Genomic DNA, 17,015 nt, shown 5'->3' with positions numbered 1-17,015 from the left:
GTGGTATAGAGCCAAAAAATGTTTATAATACGCGAGGTAAAGCCGCTTTCATCCACCTTTATGTGAAGTCTGTTCGTGGCCTCACTAAGATGAAACATTTCAGTTACGCATGAAAAGCTTTCCAGAATGAACCCTCTGTATTAATGATATCCTTGATTTGGGCAAAAGGAATTGTAAATGTCGGAAATCCTGCCACGTAAGGCGCGATTTCATAAGGGCTAAAGTATAGATGCAGTGCATCCGCTGTGACAAAAAACGGCTGATCGGGGCTGATTCCCTCATACGTGTCTGGAAAAACATAAGAATACTGCGGATCATTCTTGATCTGATCACCTACAATTTGGCTGAGTACCTTTACATAATCACTGTTTGGTTTAAACAAATCCTTGAGTTCATACATCTGGCCACTGCTCAGATTAATGATCGCATAGATCAGCGTAGGCATCCCATGTGCTGCACCAGCCGGGTAGTTATAACCCGTGAGTTTGAGTTGAAGCAGTTGCTGCTGATAGAACGTAATATCAAAATCCCCCGTGTACGTATAATCCAGCTTCTGGTCGGCAGGGATGGGCTTCACTTGAGATAATGCCTTCAATTTGGCGTTTACTCCAAGTTGAACGGCTTGATCCGATAATCCTTCCACCTGCGGGTAATACACGAGGTAGTCCGGATTGGGTTTATACTTCTCTTCACGTACACGATAAGGCGGGTGAAGTGGAACGATTGTATTTTGCCTCCAAATGATCTGCCCCGCCCGGTTTACATAGGATACACGCTGGTCTACATATGCCTTAATCAGATCTGGAGCTACCACTTCAAGTGTGCCCGAGCCTTCAACAATGGGAAATCCCGATGCAGGTCGCCCGCTCAGATCCAGAAAGAAGGTTTGCGTTCCATTCGTTGCTGAAGCCAGCCCTCCCTTGTAATTCGATACATCCGTATATACAAAATCCGTAAGCCTTCTACCGCTTTCATCCGCAATTGCATACACAGAACCCAAAAAAGACTGTTTGGGGTCAATCGCTTGCCCCAGTGCCAGCCGATGCTCTCCCAGATCCCGAATATCATTGTAGGCCGGTTGGATGATGAATGAGCCCTGTGTATTAATCACGCCATAGATGGAGTTGTAATCCTCAGCTGTATTCACGATAGCGTGACCACCACTGAAAGGAAATGCCGAGGTGAAGCGAGGCTGAATTCGGATATGACCACTTTCGTCGATATACCCGTATTTACCCGATGTCTCTTGTTGAAAAGCAAGTAATCCGTCACCCTGAGGCCCCACATAGGCATACGGATACGTCGCCAATCGCTGACCATTTCGGTTGATTAACGCAAATTCATTTTCCTTGATCTGCACAACGGCCTTGCCATCTTGAAAATCGTTCGCTGAAGCGAACTGAGCCCGGATCACCTCATTTCCAGAGGTGTCCAAATAACCGTAACGACTGATCTCACCGCCTGCCTGACTGCTGTCTGAAAGGTAAAACAGCGCTCGGCCGTCCTTCACATTGGCAATAAACGGATACGCCCGCTTGGTGAGAACTGTGCCTTGTTCATCAATCATCTTGAACCCTTGGGAATCGATAACGATGGCCCGGCCTTCTGCAAAAGAGTTAATGGAATCGTATACAGGTTGAACGACAAATTGGCCGTTAAGATTGATGACCCCAGCCTTCCTGTCTGTGATCACAACAGCAAGCCCGTTGGGTTGAAAGTTCTCGGCATCGTCAAGTATTGGTTCAAGTCGAATACGACCTTGGGCATCCATATAACCCCACCGGGTTCCTGTTGTTGTTCTAACCGAGATGGGAAATAACCACGTCGTTTCACGTGCATGACCCTCTGTGCCCATGGTCTGCCTAATCTTCTTTTCCAGTTCAAGCAGAACTTCCCGTGAAGGGTATGGGGCATTGAAGCTTAATGCTTTTTGAACAGAAACGAGTGCAGCAGGAAATAATCCGGCTTTATATTGCGCGTCCGCAAGATAGTACCAATAGATCATATAATCTGGATGTTGTTCTGCCAATTGTTCGTAATACTGTACGACCTTAGGAAAGTAATACGGGTATACATCTGTTGCTTGAACCCATTTCCCATTCTGCCAGCGGATGATCTCCACCCGGTAGGCTTCACCTGTGTCATGAATCCAGAGTGCAATCTCCACTTTACCGTCTCTGCCGTGGTGACCCGGCATATCGATGATTTCTGCATAGCTGTAATACAAATCTTCTGGTGCCAAATCTGCCAGTCCGGATTCCGTCCAATCGTATACAGCCAGCTTCGACCAGATTGCACCGATCTGCCAACCCACAATGAGATTATTTCTCGCCGTGGATGTCACAGATGCCGCTGTCAGCAAAGTAACACCATATCCCAAACCTTTGGTCAAAGACATTTTGATCCAGTGACCCTGGTAAAATTTCAGAACAAGCAGTATTAATTCTCCACCCTGCTGATATACAGCAGCAATTTCCGGCATTCCGTCTCCGGTCAGATCTGAAGCGTAAATGGCCGGATGTTTGACCGGTTTATCAATGGTGACAACAGTCGCGTCAGCCGGGATATGTTGATTGACAATTTGGATTAACAGAGGTTCGCTCATGGACATGCCTATTTCCTCCTTAAGACAGCATTCGCCTAATGTATGGATATGCATCCTAAGCAGGGATATGACTTCGGAGCGAATATAACCGCTAACTCTGGAACGTTGAATATCTTTCACAACAATCCGGCATACTGATTCATCACCCATTCCATGGCTTCATGGTCACGCCTTGCAACGGCTTTCCTGATCTGATCTTCCTTCATGCTTACCCTCCCTTCCATATAGAGTGATATACGAGTTAGTAAGCTACGGATATCTCCATTAAAACGTAACTCTATATTAGATTCGATCCAAAAACTCAATTTACTCAATACATATAAAAAAGAATTGCAGAGGCGTACGCTTCTGCAATTCTTTAAGTGTGTATCGATTCAGGAAGATTCCTGAATGCTGAGCTGCACATACTGTGTGATGCGGCAGTAATGAAACAGCATAAGCTCCTCATCGCCATTTCCCAAAGCAATTTTTCGACCCTCTTCAATCATCTGTTCCAACATTTCACGAAGAAAAGTCATTTGGAACCTCGCAGTCTCCACAACCAGCTGTTCCAGCACTTCGATATCTCTCAGTGTAAATTGGGATAATCCGCGAAGCAACAGTTCTTCCGACCAGCTGCTGATCTTCTGCATCAACTGACTATAGTCTTCCAAATCTCCCCGTCCTTCCATAGCCCGCATCCAGTTTCAGACTGATCACAGTTTGACCCTTCAGGAAGCTGATCGGGTATATCCGTTGTTGCTCTATACGCACAAAAGCATAAAAATGTTCGAGTGTTCCTGCTCCATAACCCGACTCCAGTCGTTTGATCATGGTCTGCCATTCCGTTGAATAAGGAAGAGTCAGGTCCAACGTCTCACCATTGTCACTCTCCATCGTAAGAATAAGGTCCTGTGATTGCTTATTAAAGCGATGTTCTACAACCCGGGCAACCTTAATTATCGCCAGTCGCTCTTTTGGAACGGAAAACAACTCAAATGGGAGTGAATCCTCTGCGAGTACAGAGGCTACATCTTTCATGTACTTGCCCAGGTTCACCTCTTCCACTCCTGTTCGGGGCAACAGCGTAAGCTTCGCGCCTTCCCCCGAGGACAGCCTGTGCTCTTCATTTACTTTCACCGAACGAAACTGAACCTCTTCCCCGGCAAATTGACGAAAAGTCAGATTGGGCATCCATGGAGTGAAAGAACCGTAATGCTCTGTATATGAGAATTGATCATCTTCATAGTATACCGCCCGCACATCGCTGTACGTATACATCTCCTCATCATCAAAACAATAGAAATAATAAGTGATTCCACGGTAACCGGAGCGTGTCTCCCACGCATCAGCACCCAATCCATACAGATGCAGCGCAGGAACCGCATAATATTTACTACGAAAACGGCCAATGAGCTGGCTCTGCTTGAATGCAGATACCTTATCTTCTTCAAGCACCTGAAGAGCAAGATACAATGTAGTCACCCGATCAAGCATAGACTGCATGGAGAAGCGTACATGTCTGTTAAAAAACAATTGCAATTCTCCCTGAATCCCGCGTAAACTCCGCTCCACGTCAGGCAGTTGACCACTATGTGCCGCAATCGCCAGTGTTTCCAATTGGGCCATATAGGACTGCGGTAGACGAGCAAGTCCCGTTTTTAACAGATCGGCCAGCACGGAGCGACATTCCCGCACGGTTTGAATTGAAAACTTGGCGTCATGGACACTTCCACTTATGGCTTCCGTATCATCCAAACCTTGTTGCATCCGATACCGCAGCAGTGCCTCAAGCTTGGCCATATTTCCGGCAGTTTGTTTTACTTTGCACAGGGCCTTGGCAAGACTAGCTTCCTCTGTAAACGAAACCTCAATTTCTTGTTTCACCAGACGTACCGTCAGAAGAGAATCTTCCAATACTTCAATCTGTTCTGGATACCTTAATCGGAACAAAACCTCTTCGATCAAGGAAGAACTATACGATTTAACCAAAGGAGCAAGATCTGATTCAATCATCCAGCGGAAGCGGGATTCCCTTACCAGGGAGTGTGTATTTTGAATTTGAACTGTCTCATGATCGTCCACATCAGACGAAGGATCGAAGTCTGATGATGAAGCTTCTTCCTCCTGATTCACTGTATCTTCTGCATGGTGTTCCCGTTGATAATATACTATGGATATCAATATATGTTTGCAGATATGATCTGCCGGACAGGAGCATTTCCATTGGTCCAGCGTATTTTCTAGCGTGCATTGTATACCATCACTCAACTGACAACTCACGGATGCTTCATTCCAGGTGTATTGCACAGTCACGCCATTGTCCAGCTCTTTCAGAGATCGTTTATACAATCCCTTGTTGGCATATCGAATCAAATAATCCTCCGTACACAGCATCGAAAATATCCGAAATTTTGGTTCAAATCCACTCACGTGATCAACGTCCTGACGCTCTTAAAATATCATAGATGGTCTCACTGAACACACGACCTGCGACTTCACCCAAGGCAATAGCCTTGTGATCGCCATAATAATAGTGTTTCTGACTGCCAGGCTTAAAGAAATGCAACGATTCCAGCGTAATTTCTTCCAACCCTTCGTAATACGTGATACTCGTCCCACTGAAACGCAGTTCTGCGACAAGATCTCCGTACTCTTTGTAAAATTCATGGTACCAGCCGCCATCTTGCGCCGGACCTTTGACCCAGCCGTATTTCTCCAGCGCTTTGGGGAAGGCAGTTGGAGAGAACTCAGACTCTGGCAGGCGCTCATATTCAACCTTGTTTTTGTCTTCATCCTCAGGTTCATGGATTTGTCGATTCAGCTGCTCGAACGGCTGCTTGATCTCGTAATCCTCCAGCTGTGTTTTCCATCCTTCGAGCGTAGATTGGTCCAGTTCGAGTGGGTGTATCAGTCCCACCAGCGAATCTGAAGGCAGTTCATATTCATCCTCATCGACGGTATTAAACGTGCCGTCCTCCATATAACGGAAGGTGTTAACCAGCTGACCATCTTCATACGTGCCCCAGATCAGACCTACCGCAAATTTCCGCATGATTACATTTTCAACAAACAGTGCTTTCCATTCCCCAGCCGCCCACAGACGTTGCTTGGACAGTGATTCTTCCAGACGCTGTGCTTGAATCGTAACCATTGTTTTGAGATCTTTTTTCAGTTGTGTGAAACGTGCCTTGGACTGTGCGGCAAGCTCAGCATCATCTTTCTGTGCAGGGGCTGGCAGGCTTTTCACTGATTTTCCCGTTTCTTCATTTACAACAACGACTTGCAGATCTCCATTGACTTTAATCAGGAATGAACGCTCCCCATAGCTAAGCTGCATCGTTCCATTCTGATCAAAACCAAGCGTCGTGACGAGACGGTCTTCCAACTGTTCCGAGGTAAGTCCCATATTTTCAGCTGCAAGCTGCAGCGCTTCTTCAGCAGCACCCTTAACCTGGCGGTTCTTTACGGTACGTTTAATCTTGTCAATCGCCATGAGAGCGGATGGTTCCTTAAGATAGGCCAATACTTTTACAGCATCTGCTGCAATGGCGCCGCGGCTGTTTTCTGTCCATTCCCTAATTTCTGGAGCCAGTATACTTACAATTTGATTATCGCCAAAGAGTGCCGAGAGGTACATTACCCATTTCTCTTTTGCGATAGCACCATCCTGTATCCATAACTGGAGCAGTTCGCTAGCAAACCGTGCCAACGATCCTTCGCTTGCATACTCGCGTAGTTCATTCAGTCTTTCGTTCGGCGCAGAAGTATGATCTATCGATTGCACCAAGAGATATTGCTTGATTTGGTCATCTAATGGTTGATTGTCAGTGGAACGCACAAGAGAAGGCAGATCCTTTAGAGATAACCAGCCTAGTCTGGACAGCTTTTTGGCATCTGCCTGATCGGCAAGCGCCGCATGAGCATACTCTGGGCTTTGATCCGCGGTATCCAGCAGAATTTGAATCAGGTTCTTCCAATCTGCAGACTTTTCACCCTTCAGAAGCTCACTATAGATATCTTTGCTATGATCCAAACTGCGAATAGCACTCAGAGCCATTTCTTTCACGCCCGCTTTTTTCTCTGAACGATATATGGCGGTATATAAGTCCTGATCAGGAATCCGATTGAATTCAGATAACGCCACGCCATTTGCTTTTTTGGATGAATCTTGCAAGCCAGCACGAATCGCTTCGGCTACTTGTTTGGTCGAGAGTTCATGACGTTGTTCAAAGGTAATTTCCAAAACAAGAATGCGTGTATCCGTTGGCAGTTTCTTGTACTGGCCAATAGCATAGTCCAAATTCTGTTGAATGATCCGGCGATACTCATCCTGAGGCATCGATTTGTACTTGTAATCGGTCATGCCATTGAGCGAAATTAGGCTAGAAAGCAATTTATCTTGTTTCACCTCTGGATCTTGGCCGTAACGTTCGAGCAGCTGCTCTCCGCTAAACGCGTAAGATTGATACATATCTGAGACAATATCCAATGTCCACTCGGGATATGTGGTCAGAATCACGAACCGACGCATTGCCTCCGAATCCAAGGGCAAGAAACTAATGCTGATTAGATTATGAACGCGTCTTTTGTCCCGATTCAGGTTATTAAACAGCCCACGACTATTCGGATCTTCCCAGTATTCTTCAAGTGAGCTTTCCCCGTTCAAATATCGCGCAATCGCAAGCCCTTGTCTCCCTCCATCTAACGGATGCCGAAGCGCACTGAACACCGCCTGTTCGATAGTTTCATCCGCATCGGGTAGAGCGATTCCACGGTCCTCCATCATTTTTTGAATGCACAATTTGAGGAATGGGGGTTTTAATATGTGGTATGCACGAATGGCCTGCTGCGGTTCGTTCACAATTGCTGTTTGTAGAAAATTCCATGGTATGGTGTACGCTTCAAGTTCAGTACGCAACATTTCAATCAGCTGATAAGGCTCATCCAGAGGAATCAGCCCAGACAACAGCTCATTGGCATTTTTCGTTCTTGGGTCCATGTTTAACAAGTAGCGTCGAACTTCAAGGGGATAGATCTCATGTAATTGGTTTATGGCTTCGAGCAAAATGCGACCGGTCTCACTCTTGTCATCTAGGAAACGTTGTTTTCCCCCACTGATGTTAACCATATACAACAAAGCACTGCTCAGAAGGATCATCGTTTTGTCGAACTCACTGTATGAGAGTTGTTCCTTTTTGGAAAGAGAAGTATTCGAATAGTTCTCAGCGATAACCCGACTATGCTTCTCCAGGAGGAATTCAGCATTCAATTCATATGCAGATCTGTTATGTTTGGTTTGAAAATTGTAAACTACCAGAGGCTCAATCAATGTATGCAGTTCATTCTGCAGCTTTCTTGTATCCTTTGTCATCACATGTTGAAACAGTGCAGGCAGAGATTGAGTGAACTCTTGCACCTGGGCAAGATGAGCAGGGCTATCATTGAGATCTGAATACAGTCGAAGGAGCATCATCCCATTGATTACATCCTGGAAATTGCCCTTCAGTCTGCTCTTTAATTCATCCAGAATTTCCTTTTCTCCAGCAAACCGATTGATTTTCTCCAACCGGTACAGCAACCCGGCCATACGATCATTGTTTTTGCTCTTTCCACTCAGTCCATAAGCTTCCGAGTCGTTCCCGAGACAGAGCGTAAAACCATCAGTTCTCCACGAATTCCTTCTGGAATAATTGGATTCCATATGAATCACAATGGCTCCAGCCCGAAAGAATATGTCTCCGTCATCTTTTTTGGCCAGTTTCATGAGTACATCGATCGTCTGGTAGGCATAATGGGTGGAACTTCCCAGCATATCAGGGAACTTGTCCGTCGTTCCCATCACATAATCGATGATTTCCGAACTCCGGTCCGTTTTCAACGAATATTCGTTGGAACACATCTCTGCAAACTTCTCCACCAAAGCCTCCACTGCACGGTCTGCGGTAAGCATTACACATTCCTCCTTGAATATGAGTTTAAATATGATTTTGTATATAACCAATCAATTAAGTAAGCATTTTGGATCATTCGATTCATCTCGCTGCTCAAGTAATAATTTCGCCAATCCAGTCCGCCAACTCATTGGGTGTAATCGCAGCTACATGTGCACCCATATTGGATAACGTCTGCGCAGCATGTTTGTTGTACACCGTATCTCCGTTAAAATCGAGTGCGGTCAGCACAAGCAACTTGCAGCCCGTATCCAGAATATCCTTACATGCCTTGTACATGTGTTGGATCGGATAACCCTCTTCCAGATCGCTAACGAGAATGTATATCGTTTTTCCAGGATTTTCGATTAACGTCTCACCATAACGGAGTGCCTTGGTTATATGCGTGCCCCCGCCAAGCTGCACATTCATGAGCACATCTACCGGGTCTTCCAGCCTGTCACTCAGGTCGACAACCTGTGTGTCAAAAATAAACAATTTCGTACGAAGTGCATTCAGGCGATAGAAAATGCTGGCCATCACCGAACTGTATATCACTGAATCCAGCATGCTTCCGCTCTCATCCACACCAATGATGATGTCCCATTTGTTATGAGACTGGATATTTCCGTCAAAATAAAGACGGTCAATGACAAATCTGCGATTGGTTTTGTCATAGTTCTTCAAGTTCTTGGTAATGGTCTGCTTGAAATTGAGATTACGCAAGGAGCGCACCGAACTCGATGCATAGCGGCTGCGTTTCCCTATAATGCTCGCTCTGGTCTGAGATTCGAGCTTGCGTCGAAGCTCTTCAACCACGACTCGTACGATTTCCTTGGCGCTATTCAACACGTCGCCTTTCATTCGTCCTTTGAATTGCATAATATTTTTGAGCAGGTTCATATTGGGTTCGAGTGACTCCAGCAGCTTCTTGTCCGTTAACAATTCCGTTAGGCCATAACGGTCAAGTGCCTGCTTCTCCAGAATCTCCACCGTTGATTTGGGGAACAATTCCCTGACTTTATGCAACCATTTGGGAACGGTCAGATCCGAACTCCCTCGTCCTCCCCCTTTTCTATAACCCTGCTCTTCACCGTATTCGCGATGATACAGATATCCCAGAATCTCATCGACTTCGGTATATTTAAAATCATCGGGGGAGTAATCATCTGCATTGGACAACCCTTCTTCGGCAGATTCGCCCAGAATGAGGCGCCAACGGTTTAAAGTTTCTGCCCGGTTAAGTTTTGAACTATCTATCAAAATTTCCTTGGTTGTATGCAGCTCATTCAGATCAGCTTCCATGCATCAAACTCCTTCCGAAGGGCTTCATCCCATGTTTTCGTCTGAATCAGCAATCGTTCGTCCACGGAAGACCATGATATCTCTTCGGCCTCTGCCTGATGCAGGTTCGCAACCCGATCCGCAATTAGGCCTGTCTCCATTGGTGTAAAGTAGGTAAACGCCAAGCGAAGTTCAGGAATCATGCGAATAAACTCTTCATAATCAAGCTGCTCAATCATATAATTCAATTCTGATAAAAGCTGATCTTCATACAAAAAAGCATCCCGTGCTACAGAGAACACACCCTGTAGATAAAGCGCAGTCTGCCGGGTCTGTTCCTGCGATCCCCGGATATATGCACGTGCCCGATCCACGATCTCTTCTCTAAGCCTGTCCCCAAGTCCCGAAGATATGGCAATACATACCCCCTCCAGCTGTGCCGGAAGTTGGCTGTCTGACAGAAGTTCATTCAGGTGTGCCCTGAAAGTCTCATCGCGAAAATGCTCTTCGGACGACTCTGCCAGCATGGCAAGCAGCTTCAGTCCCTGAACAATTGCTTCATGTTCATCCGAATTCGTTCTTGAGAGCTGCATCAGTTTGTCAACAGCATTGTTATAGGCTTCGGATACGAGGTTAAGGAGCTGCTCTTCTTCATACAACCCAAGAAGTCTGCGGTGCTGCAGAATTCGGTTCAACAGATGGAGGCTTCCACACAACGACAGGAAATTCCCATCCTTTCGAAGCGCTGACCTCACTTGTTCATACAGCTTCATTGCTGTATCCTGCAGACCCATGAGCAGAGCTTGAAGCATGGATTTGGCCAGGTCACCACTGTGATGATCCGGTATCCCCAGCATCTCTTCTTCCATCTTTCGCGTGGCAGCTTCCCGAATGGTGCCTCCATATAGTGAATTCTCGATTAATCGAGCCTCAATTCTGGAGGAATAGGTGTATACCCACGTCTCCCGAACAAGGTTCATGTCACGCTGTGCAATCCAATCGGGTCCTGATTGCCTTTTCGCAAACTCTGGAACGAGATAAATCATGCATTGAAACAGTTGACTTTGCCGACGATGATCTGGTTTGGCATATACATCAAGCACTTTTTTATGCTGGCCTGTAGTACGAATTTGAAGTTTGGACTCTGTGCAGCGCTCTTTGAAATCCTCAACGATCGGAATACTTAATGGGTTCGGGGCTACTTTTCCTATGACATCCCCGGTTAGCAATTTGTGCAGTTCTTGCAGCGGTTTATCCGAAGCTAACATAAGTTCCCCCTTAACAAAGGAAGAACGTGTTGCATCCATCAGCTCATAGACACCGCCTTCCCTTTTTCCCCTCAGTCCTGCGAGGCCCTGAACCATGCTATACGCCTCAATGGCGTCGCTGGTTGATACATGTTCATGCCCTTCCCTCAGCTTGCGGGTTAGTCGGGATAACAAGTCCAAAGCAGTCAAATTATACACGGAGCCCGTTTGCCGAAGCAGCTGGGTCCAGATCAGTTCATAATAATTCACGTAAGGCATTCCACTTGCATAACCATTCAGTCGATCCGCTTCGGCAAAAGTGTAGACCATGGGATACATCTGCTGATGTACCGAATGCTGAGCCTTTGTTTGCTTATCCATCGTCCACTCTTCTGAGTCCGTCCCATCATTTTCGGATATCAGCAGTCCATAGGTATGAAATCCGCCGGTGATTACAAGCACACGTTCATGCTCCTGCCCGGCTTGCTCAATCCGTCTCCTCATATGTGCTTCTCTTGCGAGATCACCTGTGCTGTTCAACCGCTCCGCTGAATAACACATCCGGGATAAGGTGCAGTATGTGAATACATCCTGTACAAATGCCTGCGTTGACTTCTCCAGACCACCAATCTCAAATACGCTCTCCCACAATTCATCGAAACTTCGACAGTTTGTTTTTTGACATAAACGTTGGATAAACTCAGACCCTGCAAGTAATGTTTCGTCTTGAATGGATATCTCCCGCTGTTCTGCCTTGCCGAACTTAGAGAAATGATGATAGTCCAGGTCGATAAATGTTGCAGGGATGCTCAGCCGAGCTGCTTCTTTGAGAGCTACATATTCAGGAGAGTAACGAAGCATCGGATAATAACAGGCTGCTCTCTCATCTTCACTCTCATAGGTGTAGTAAAGACTGACAGGAGGTATTGTTGCCTCATCAGCCAGAACTGGAAGCAACGGATTCCCGCTTTCAGGCCCTTCGATTAGAATGCTGTCAGGCTTGTATTCTTCAATCAATCGCAGCAAATGATAGGAACAGGCCGGGCTGTGATGACGTATGGGAAAATAAAGCGTGCCTTTGTTCAGGTTATACACTTGAGACTCAAATAGCGTCTGTAACTGGGCAACATCCAGATTCGATTTTCCTGTTAACCGATCCATTTCTTCTCCTCATAATAATCCTTCCAGATCCCCTCTTCTCTGGAACGCTCCTTCACGACCTTGGAGAAGTAGGTTTTGAGAATGGACAGATCCTTGTCGCTTTCTTTCGCGATAGTCCCCAGCATGTTCTGCACCAGCCGATCCAAAGCAATTCCCTTGTCTTCGTAATAATAGGAAGTCATTGCACTCTGTACATATACTGATACGGCTTCAGCTGTACTCATGGACGCTTGGGGAGTATCCAGCTTGTAACCTTCCCGCGTCATTCCCGTGCGAAGCTCCATAAATGTCGTGGCCAACAATTCAACCACATCCGAATTAATTTCGGTATCGATCCCACTATGTAATAACAGGCTGCGCGCCTGAGATTCAATAATTTTGGCTTCCATTTTCACACTGCTGATCGGTTTGATCGTCTCAAAATTGAAACGACGCTTCAACGCACCACTCATTTCATTGACACCCTTGTCACGAATGTTCGCCGTAGCGATCACGTTAAACCCCGGTTTGGCAAACAGCACACCGCCATCCAGTTCAGGAATACTCATCACCTTGTCACTCAGAATACTGATCAGACTATCCTGCGCTTCAGCAGGACAACGGGTAATCTCTTCAAAACGGGTAAGAATCCCTTTCTTCATCCCGTTATATAGCGGCGACGGTACAAGTGCCGCTTCAGAGGGGCCTTTATCCAGCAGCATGGCGTAATTCCATGAATATTTGATCATGTCTTCGGTTGTACCTGCTGTACCCTGAATCGTGTTCAGACTGGTATCGGAAATGGCGGCGGTCAGCAATTCACTAAGCATGGTCTTGGCTGTCCCGGGTTCCCCTACCAACATCAAGCCCCGATTGCCTGCCAGAGTCACCACCGCTCGTTCAATCAGTACATCGTTGCCATAAAACTTCCGCGTAATGGGAACCTCTTCTCCGTCCAGTATGGCGGGCTTATCTCTGCCAATAATAAAATCTCTGACATAGGCCGGGGACAGCAGCCAGTTTGGAGGACGCTTTCCCGTATCTTCTTCTCGCAAGGCCCTTAATTCTGTGTCATATAATGTCTCGGCGGGTGGCTTAAGCATCTCCATCGTCAAGTTTTCTCCTTTCATACAAACAGATCGTATGTTCTTATTAGTAGTATCTTATCACAGGGGCCTTTCAACGAACGCAGAAATCGATAAAAATGGTTGAAACGTCCTTCTTATCAGCATTTCGCATAAGCACATGGACATGGTTCTTAGCACAATTGTGAAATTCTTTTCCCCTTTAGTTTATGGCGATATATACGGATAGAAATGAAATTCATTTTGTTGTTTAAAAAGTGCTTTGGTTATAGGAGCCTGCGTTTCACATTGATCTACACGATTCCCTTACATTCTTCTTCCACATGATGCGGAATACAGCTCGTACCATTCATACCTTGTCAACTCCGTTTTGGCAGCGTCCCGACAGGCCAGAATACGTTCTGGACGAATCGAACCGATCACTGGTTGAATACCTGCCGGATGTTTCATTAACCAAGCCAATACGATCACTTCCGGGGTAACCCCTCGCTCCTTCGCCATCCGATCCACCAATTGGGCTGTGTGCTCAATTTCGGGGCGTTGTCCTTCAACAACCCTGCCTGTAAATCGACCCTGCGCGAGCGGTCCCCATGCCTGCAATTGGATATGCTCCGCCTGACAATATTCCATCGTCCCATAAGGAAAGACATTGTCTTTGGATTGGGGTCGATTAACGGTGACTCCCGCCTCGACAAAACCGATTTTGTCCAAACTCATCTCAAGCTGATTGACAATCAAGGGCACGCTGTTATGCAGTTGAAGAAGACGAATCTGTTCGGAACCCATATTGGACACGCCAAAATGACGGACTTTGCCAGCTTGATGCAGTTTCGCTAGTGCTTCCCCGATCTCTTGCGGATGCGCAAGCGGATCAGGACGATGAAGCAATAAAATGTCCAGATACTCAACGCCCAAACGCGTAAGAATACCATCCACGCTCGCTAAAATATGTGTACCGGAAGAATCATACCGTTGAGGGCCTTCGTCATCACCAACAAGACGTATGCCGCATTTGGATTGCAGGATGATCTGCTCTCTTAGGCCTTTCCGCTCTGATAGTACGCGGCCCATGACATGTTCTGCTTTACCTCGTGTGTAAATATCCGCCAGATCATAATGGTTAATTCCTATCTCAAGGGCTGCCTCCACGGCTTTATGACCTTCCAATACGAGATCTTCGGTAATCGGCATGCCATCCCAATCGCCTCCGAAACGCATACAACCAAGCACAAGCGGACTAGCTGGAATCTGGCGATGGTGCAGGGGCAGCTGTGATATGGACATAACGCACTCTCCTCGGTTTTTTATTTATCAAATTTCTTTCCTATCCTGTTTCTTCTTTACCCTCCCTATATTTACCTGCTATATTATTCCCGAGTTCATTTTTAAATTGAAGCCATTCTGGTTTTATTGGTCTCTCGTATCATATTTGTTCATTGAAAGCAAGGTTTCAATCATTCTAATATTGAATATATAGATGGTGCAGGCTTTTTCGTATGAAGCCACCGAAATTAACATATGATCCCTTAGATAAGCGCATGACATTAGGAGCTTTTGATGAGAGGAGATCAACATTTTGAGTACAAATGAAACTTCACAGTCTGAGTTCTTCACCAAGGAGTTTACCCATAACCCCTACCCTGTTTATGAAAAATTTAGAGAAAGTGATCCGGTCTTCAGAGTCATGTTCCCTCATGGCGAATTGGGCTGGATGATCACACGATATGAGAATGCAGTCGAAGTATTGAAAGACAACCGCTTCAGTAAGGATGTAGTCAAACGGTACGGGCCAGATCAGCAGAATATCTTCGTGCATAACATGCTTTTTTCAGATCCACCCGACCATCGCCGATTGCGTGGACTCGTACAGCAGGCTTTTACTCCCCGATTGATTGAGGGCATGAGAAGCCATATTCAGGATATTGCCAACGATCTTCTGGATAATCTTAATTCTCAGGACAAAATGAATCTGATTGATGAGTTCGCTTTTCCATTGCCGATTATTGTCATTAGCGAGATCCTCGGTGTACCACTTGAAGACCAGGACAAATTCAGGTTATGGTCCAACTCCATTATCGATGCGACAAGTGAGGAGAATGACGAAGTCTTTAATCAGCATGCCAAAGAGTTCATTGATTACCTGAATGCCTGGTTCGCCAAAGTACGCGAGCAGCCGGGCGACGATCTGATCAGTCAGCTTGTCGTGGCAGAGGAATCAGGAGAAAAGCTATCCGAAAAGGAACTGCTTGGTGTTGTTGCTCTGTTGATCATCGCTGGACACGAAACAACGGTTAATCTCATCGGCAATGGCGTACTTGCCCTTTTGGAGCACCCCGATCAACGCGACCTGCTGATCAAGCAGCCTGAATTAATTCATAATGCTGTGGAGGAAATGCTCCGTTATAACGGTCCTGTTGAATTCAGTACGTCTCGCTGGGCATCAGAAGATATCGAATTTCATGGACATCACATAGCTGAAGGCGAACTTGTTATCGTTGCGCTGGATTCAGCCAACCGGGATGAAGAGAAATTTAAGGATGCGGATGTCTTTGACATCACTCGCGAGAAAAGTTCGCATCTGGCTTTTGGCAAAGGCATTCACCTTTGTCTGGGAGCACCTCTTGCGCGACTGGAAGGCGAGATTGCCATCAGCACGCTGCTTCGCCGCTTTCCCGAGATGCAGCTTCAGGCTGATGTTAATGAACTTGAATGGAGACCTGGTATGATTGTTCGAGGTGTTAAGGAAATTCCGATCCGGCTTAAATAAGTGTTCAATTGGAGTCATGAGAGTGAGGAAATCAACTAGATGGAAATCAACACTATTGTTTTGATCGTTTTTATACTTCTTATCCTTATCTTATTGTTTCGAATCACCAGTCTTCAGGCTCAATTGAATGAACTGAAAAGGGATGTAGAGCGGTTGGAGAATGGGGCAGGCAGTACTGCGCAGTCCTCTTTTAGCTATAACTCACCTCCACTGAATCGTTCTTCATCTCCACCGAATCCGGCTGATTGGACCGAACTTGATAGGGAATTACAGGCACTTGCACAACAGGGCAAAAAAATAATAGCGATCAAGAAGGCTCGTGAAGCCAGAAATCTGTCTCTTAAAGATGCCAAAGACTATGTTGAATCTCTTGAACGACTGTAATTCATGATCCTCGTGTTTATCGAATCCCCAACTCCCTGAAGGCTTTTGATTTCAGTTGATTCGTTTTCGACTGGATGCAATAGTCTTGCAGGGAGTTTACTTTTTGCCAAAGGCATGATAAAGTTATTTCAATATTTATAGAAATAAGAAATAAAGACGAAAGGAGCGATATTGATGCAACCCCATTCGAAAGATGCTGAACAGGCCGTCAAAATTCATAAAGCACTGGGTGAACATACGAGATATAAAATCATCCAAATCCTTGCGGGTGAGAGCAATCTGTGTCCTGCTGATCTGGAAAATCGCCTGGTAACCGTCGCGCTCTCCACGTTATCTCATCACCTGAAGCAACTATCCGATTGTGGTTTGCTGACATCACAGAAGAAAGGTACGTATATTTACTACAGCCTGAATACGGACGTTGTGCAGAGATTTGTCCCTTATTTGATGGGAAAATAAAATTTTTGTTCATTATTTCGATGATACTAGAAATACGAAAATATCATCAATGCGTTGATAAATTAATCATTTTGCTTTCCCCTTCTCTCGTCTTTATTTCTATATTTCTAAAAATATAATAATTATAATGGA

At 45.8% G+C, this 17,015-nt stretch carries 11 protein-coding genes; 3 read left to right on the top strand and 8 right to left on the bottom strand.

The annotated features are described in order from the left end of the window. Positions 1-103 precede the first annotated feature (103 nt). From JNUCC31_RS32680 to JNUCC31_RS32645, 8 genes are all read right to left on the bottom strand, one after another. Positions 104-2,611 (bottom strand): WG repeat-containing protein, encoded by a 2,508-nt coding sequence (locus JNUCC31_RS32680; protein ID WP_192267421.1) that lies wholly within the window; start codon positions 2,609-2,611, stop codon positions 104-106. A gap of 368 nt (positions 2,612-2,979) precedes the next feature. Then, positions 2,980-3,258: a hypothetical protein gene (locus JNUCC31_RS32675; RefSeq protein WP_192267420.1), complete on the bottom strand. Its 279-nt coding sequence runs from the start codon at positions 3,256-3,258 to the stop codon at positions 2,980-2,982. Next, the gene (locus tag JNUCC31_RS32670) at positions 3,245-5,017 is read right to left on the bottom strand and encodes a hypothetical protein (protein ID WP_192267419.1); all 1,773 of its coding nucleotides are present in this window, start codon (positions 5,015-5,017) and stop codon (positions 3,245-3,247) included. The genes JNUCC31_RS32675 and JNUCC31_RS32670 overlap by 14 nt, the downstream gene beginning before the upstream one ends. A 4-nt stretch (positions 5,018-5,021) precedes the next feature. After that, the gene (locus JNUCC31_RS32665; protein WP_192267418.1) at positions 5,022-8,537 is read right to left on the bottom strand and encodes a DUF4132 domain-containing protein; all 3,516 of its coding nucleotides are present in this window, start codon (positions 8,535-8,537) and stop codon (positions 5,022-5,024) included. Between the two features lie 94 nt (positions 8,538-8,631). Further along, positions 8,632-9,822, bottom strand: a complete 1,191-nt coding sequence (locus JNUCC31_RS32660; RefSeq protein WP_192267417.1) for a VWA domain-containing protein — start codon at positions 9,820-9,822, stop codon at positions 8,632-8,634. Beyond that, a complete protein-coding gene (locus JNUCC31_RS32655; protein WP_192267416.1) occupies positions 9,807-12,209 on the bottom strand; it encodes a DUF5682 family protein in 2,403 nt (800 codons plus the stop codon). Before JNUCC31_RS32655 ends, JNUCC31_RS32660 begins: the two co-directional genes overlap by 16 nt. Next, entirely contained in the window at positions 12,197-13,297 is a 1,101-nt protein-coding gene (locus JNUCC31_RS32650; RefSeq protein ID WP_192267415.1) for an ATP-binding protein, read from the bottom strand. Before JNUCC31_RS32650 ends, JNUCC31_RS32655 begins: the two co-directional genes overlap by 13 nt. Before the next feature lie 282 nt (positions 13,298-13,579). Beyond that, a complete protein-coding gene (locus JNUCC31_RS32645) occupies positions 13,580-14,557 on the bottom strand; it encodes an aldo/keto reductase (RefSeq protein WP_192267414.1) in 978 nt (325 codons plus the stop codon). Positions 14,558-14,849: 292 nt separating this feature from the next. Between JNUCC31_RS32645 and JNUCC31_RS32640 the strand changes: the two genes are divergently transcribed. The 3 genes from JNUCC31_RS32640 to JNUCC31_RS32630 all read left to right on the top strand — a co-directional run bounded on the left by JNUCC31_RS32640 (position 14,850) and on the right by JNUCC31_RS32630 (position 16,883). Further along, entirely contained in the window at positions 14,850-16,040 is a 1,191-nt protein-coding gene (locus tag JNUCC31_RS32640) for a cytochrome P450 family protein (RefSeq protein WP_192267413.1), read from the top strand. Positions 16,041-16,079: 39 nt separating this feature from the next. After that, on the top strand, positions 16,080-16,424 hold the full coding sequence (locus tag JNUCC31_RS32635) for a ribosomal L7/L12 family protein (protein ID WP_192267412.1): 345 nt from the start codon (positions 16,080-16,082) through the stop codon (positions 16,422-16,424). 174 nt (positions 16,425-16,598) lie between these two features. After that, positions 16,599-16,883 (top strand): ArsR/SmtB family transcription factor, encoded by a 285-nt coding sequence (locus JNUCC31_RS32630; RefSeq protein WP_192267411.1) that lies wholly within the window; start codon positions 16,599-16,601, stop codon positions 16,881-16,883. Positions 16,884-17,015: the final 132 nt, after the last annotated feature.

Source organism: Paenibacillus sp. JNUCC-31, assembly GCF_014844075.1.
Lineage (GTDB): Bacteria > Bacillota > Bacilli > Paenibacillales > Paenibacillaceae > Paenibacillus.
The sequence above is the reverse complement of the archived record's forward strand: the minus strand, read 5'-3'. Positions and strand labels throughout refer to the sequence as shown.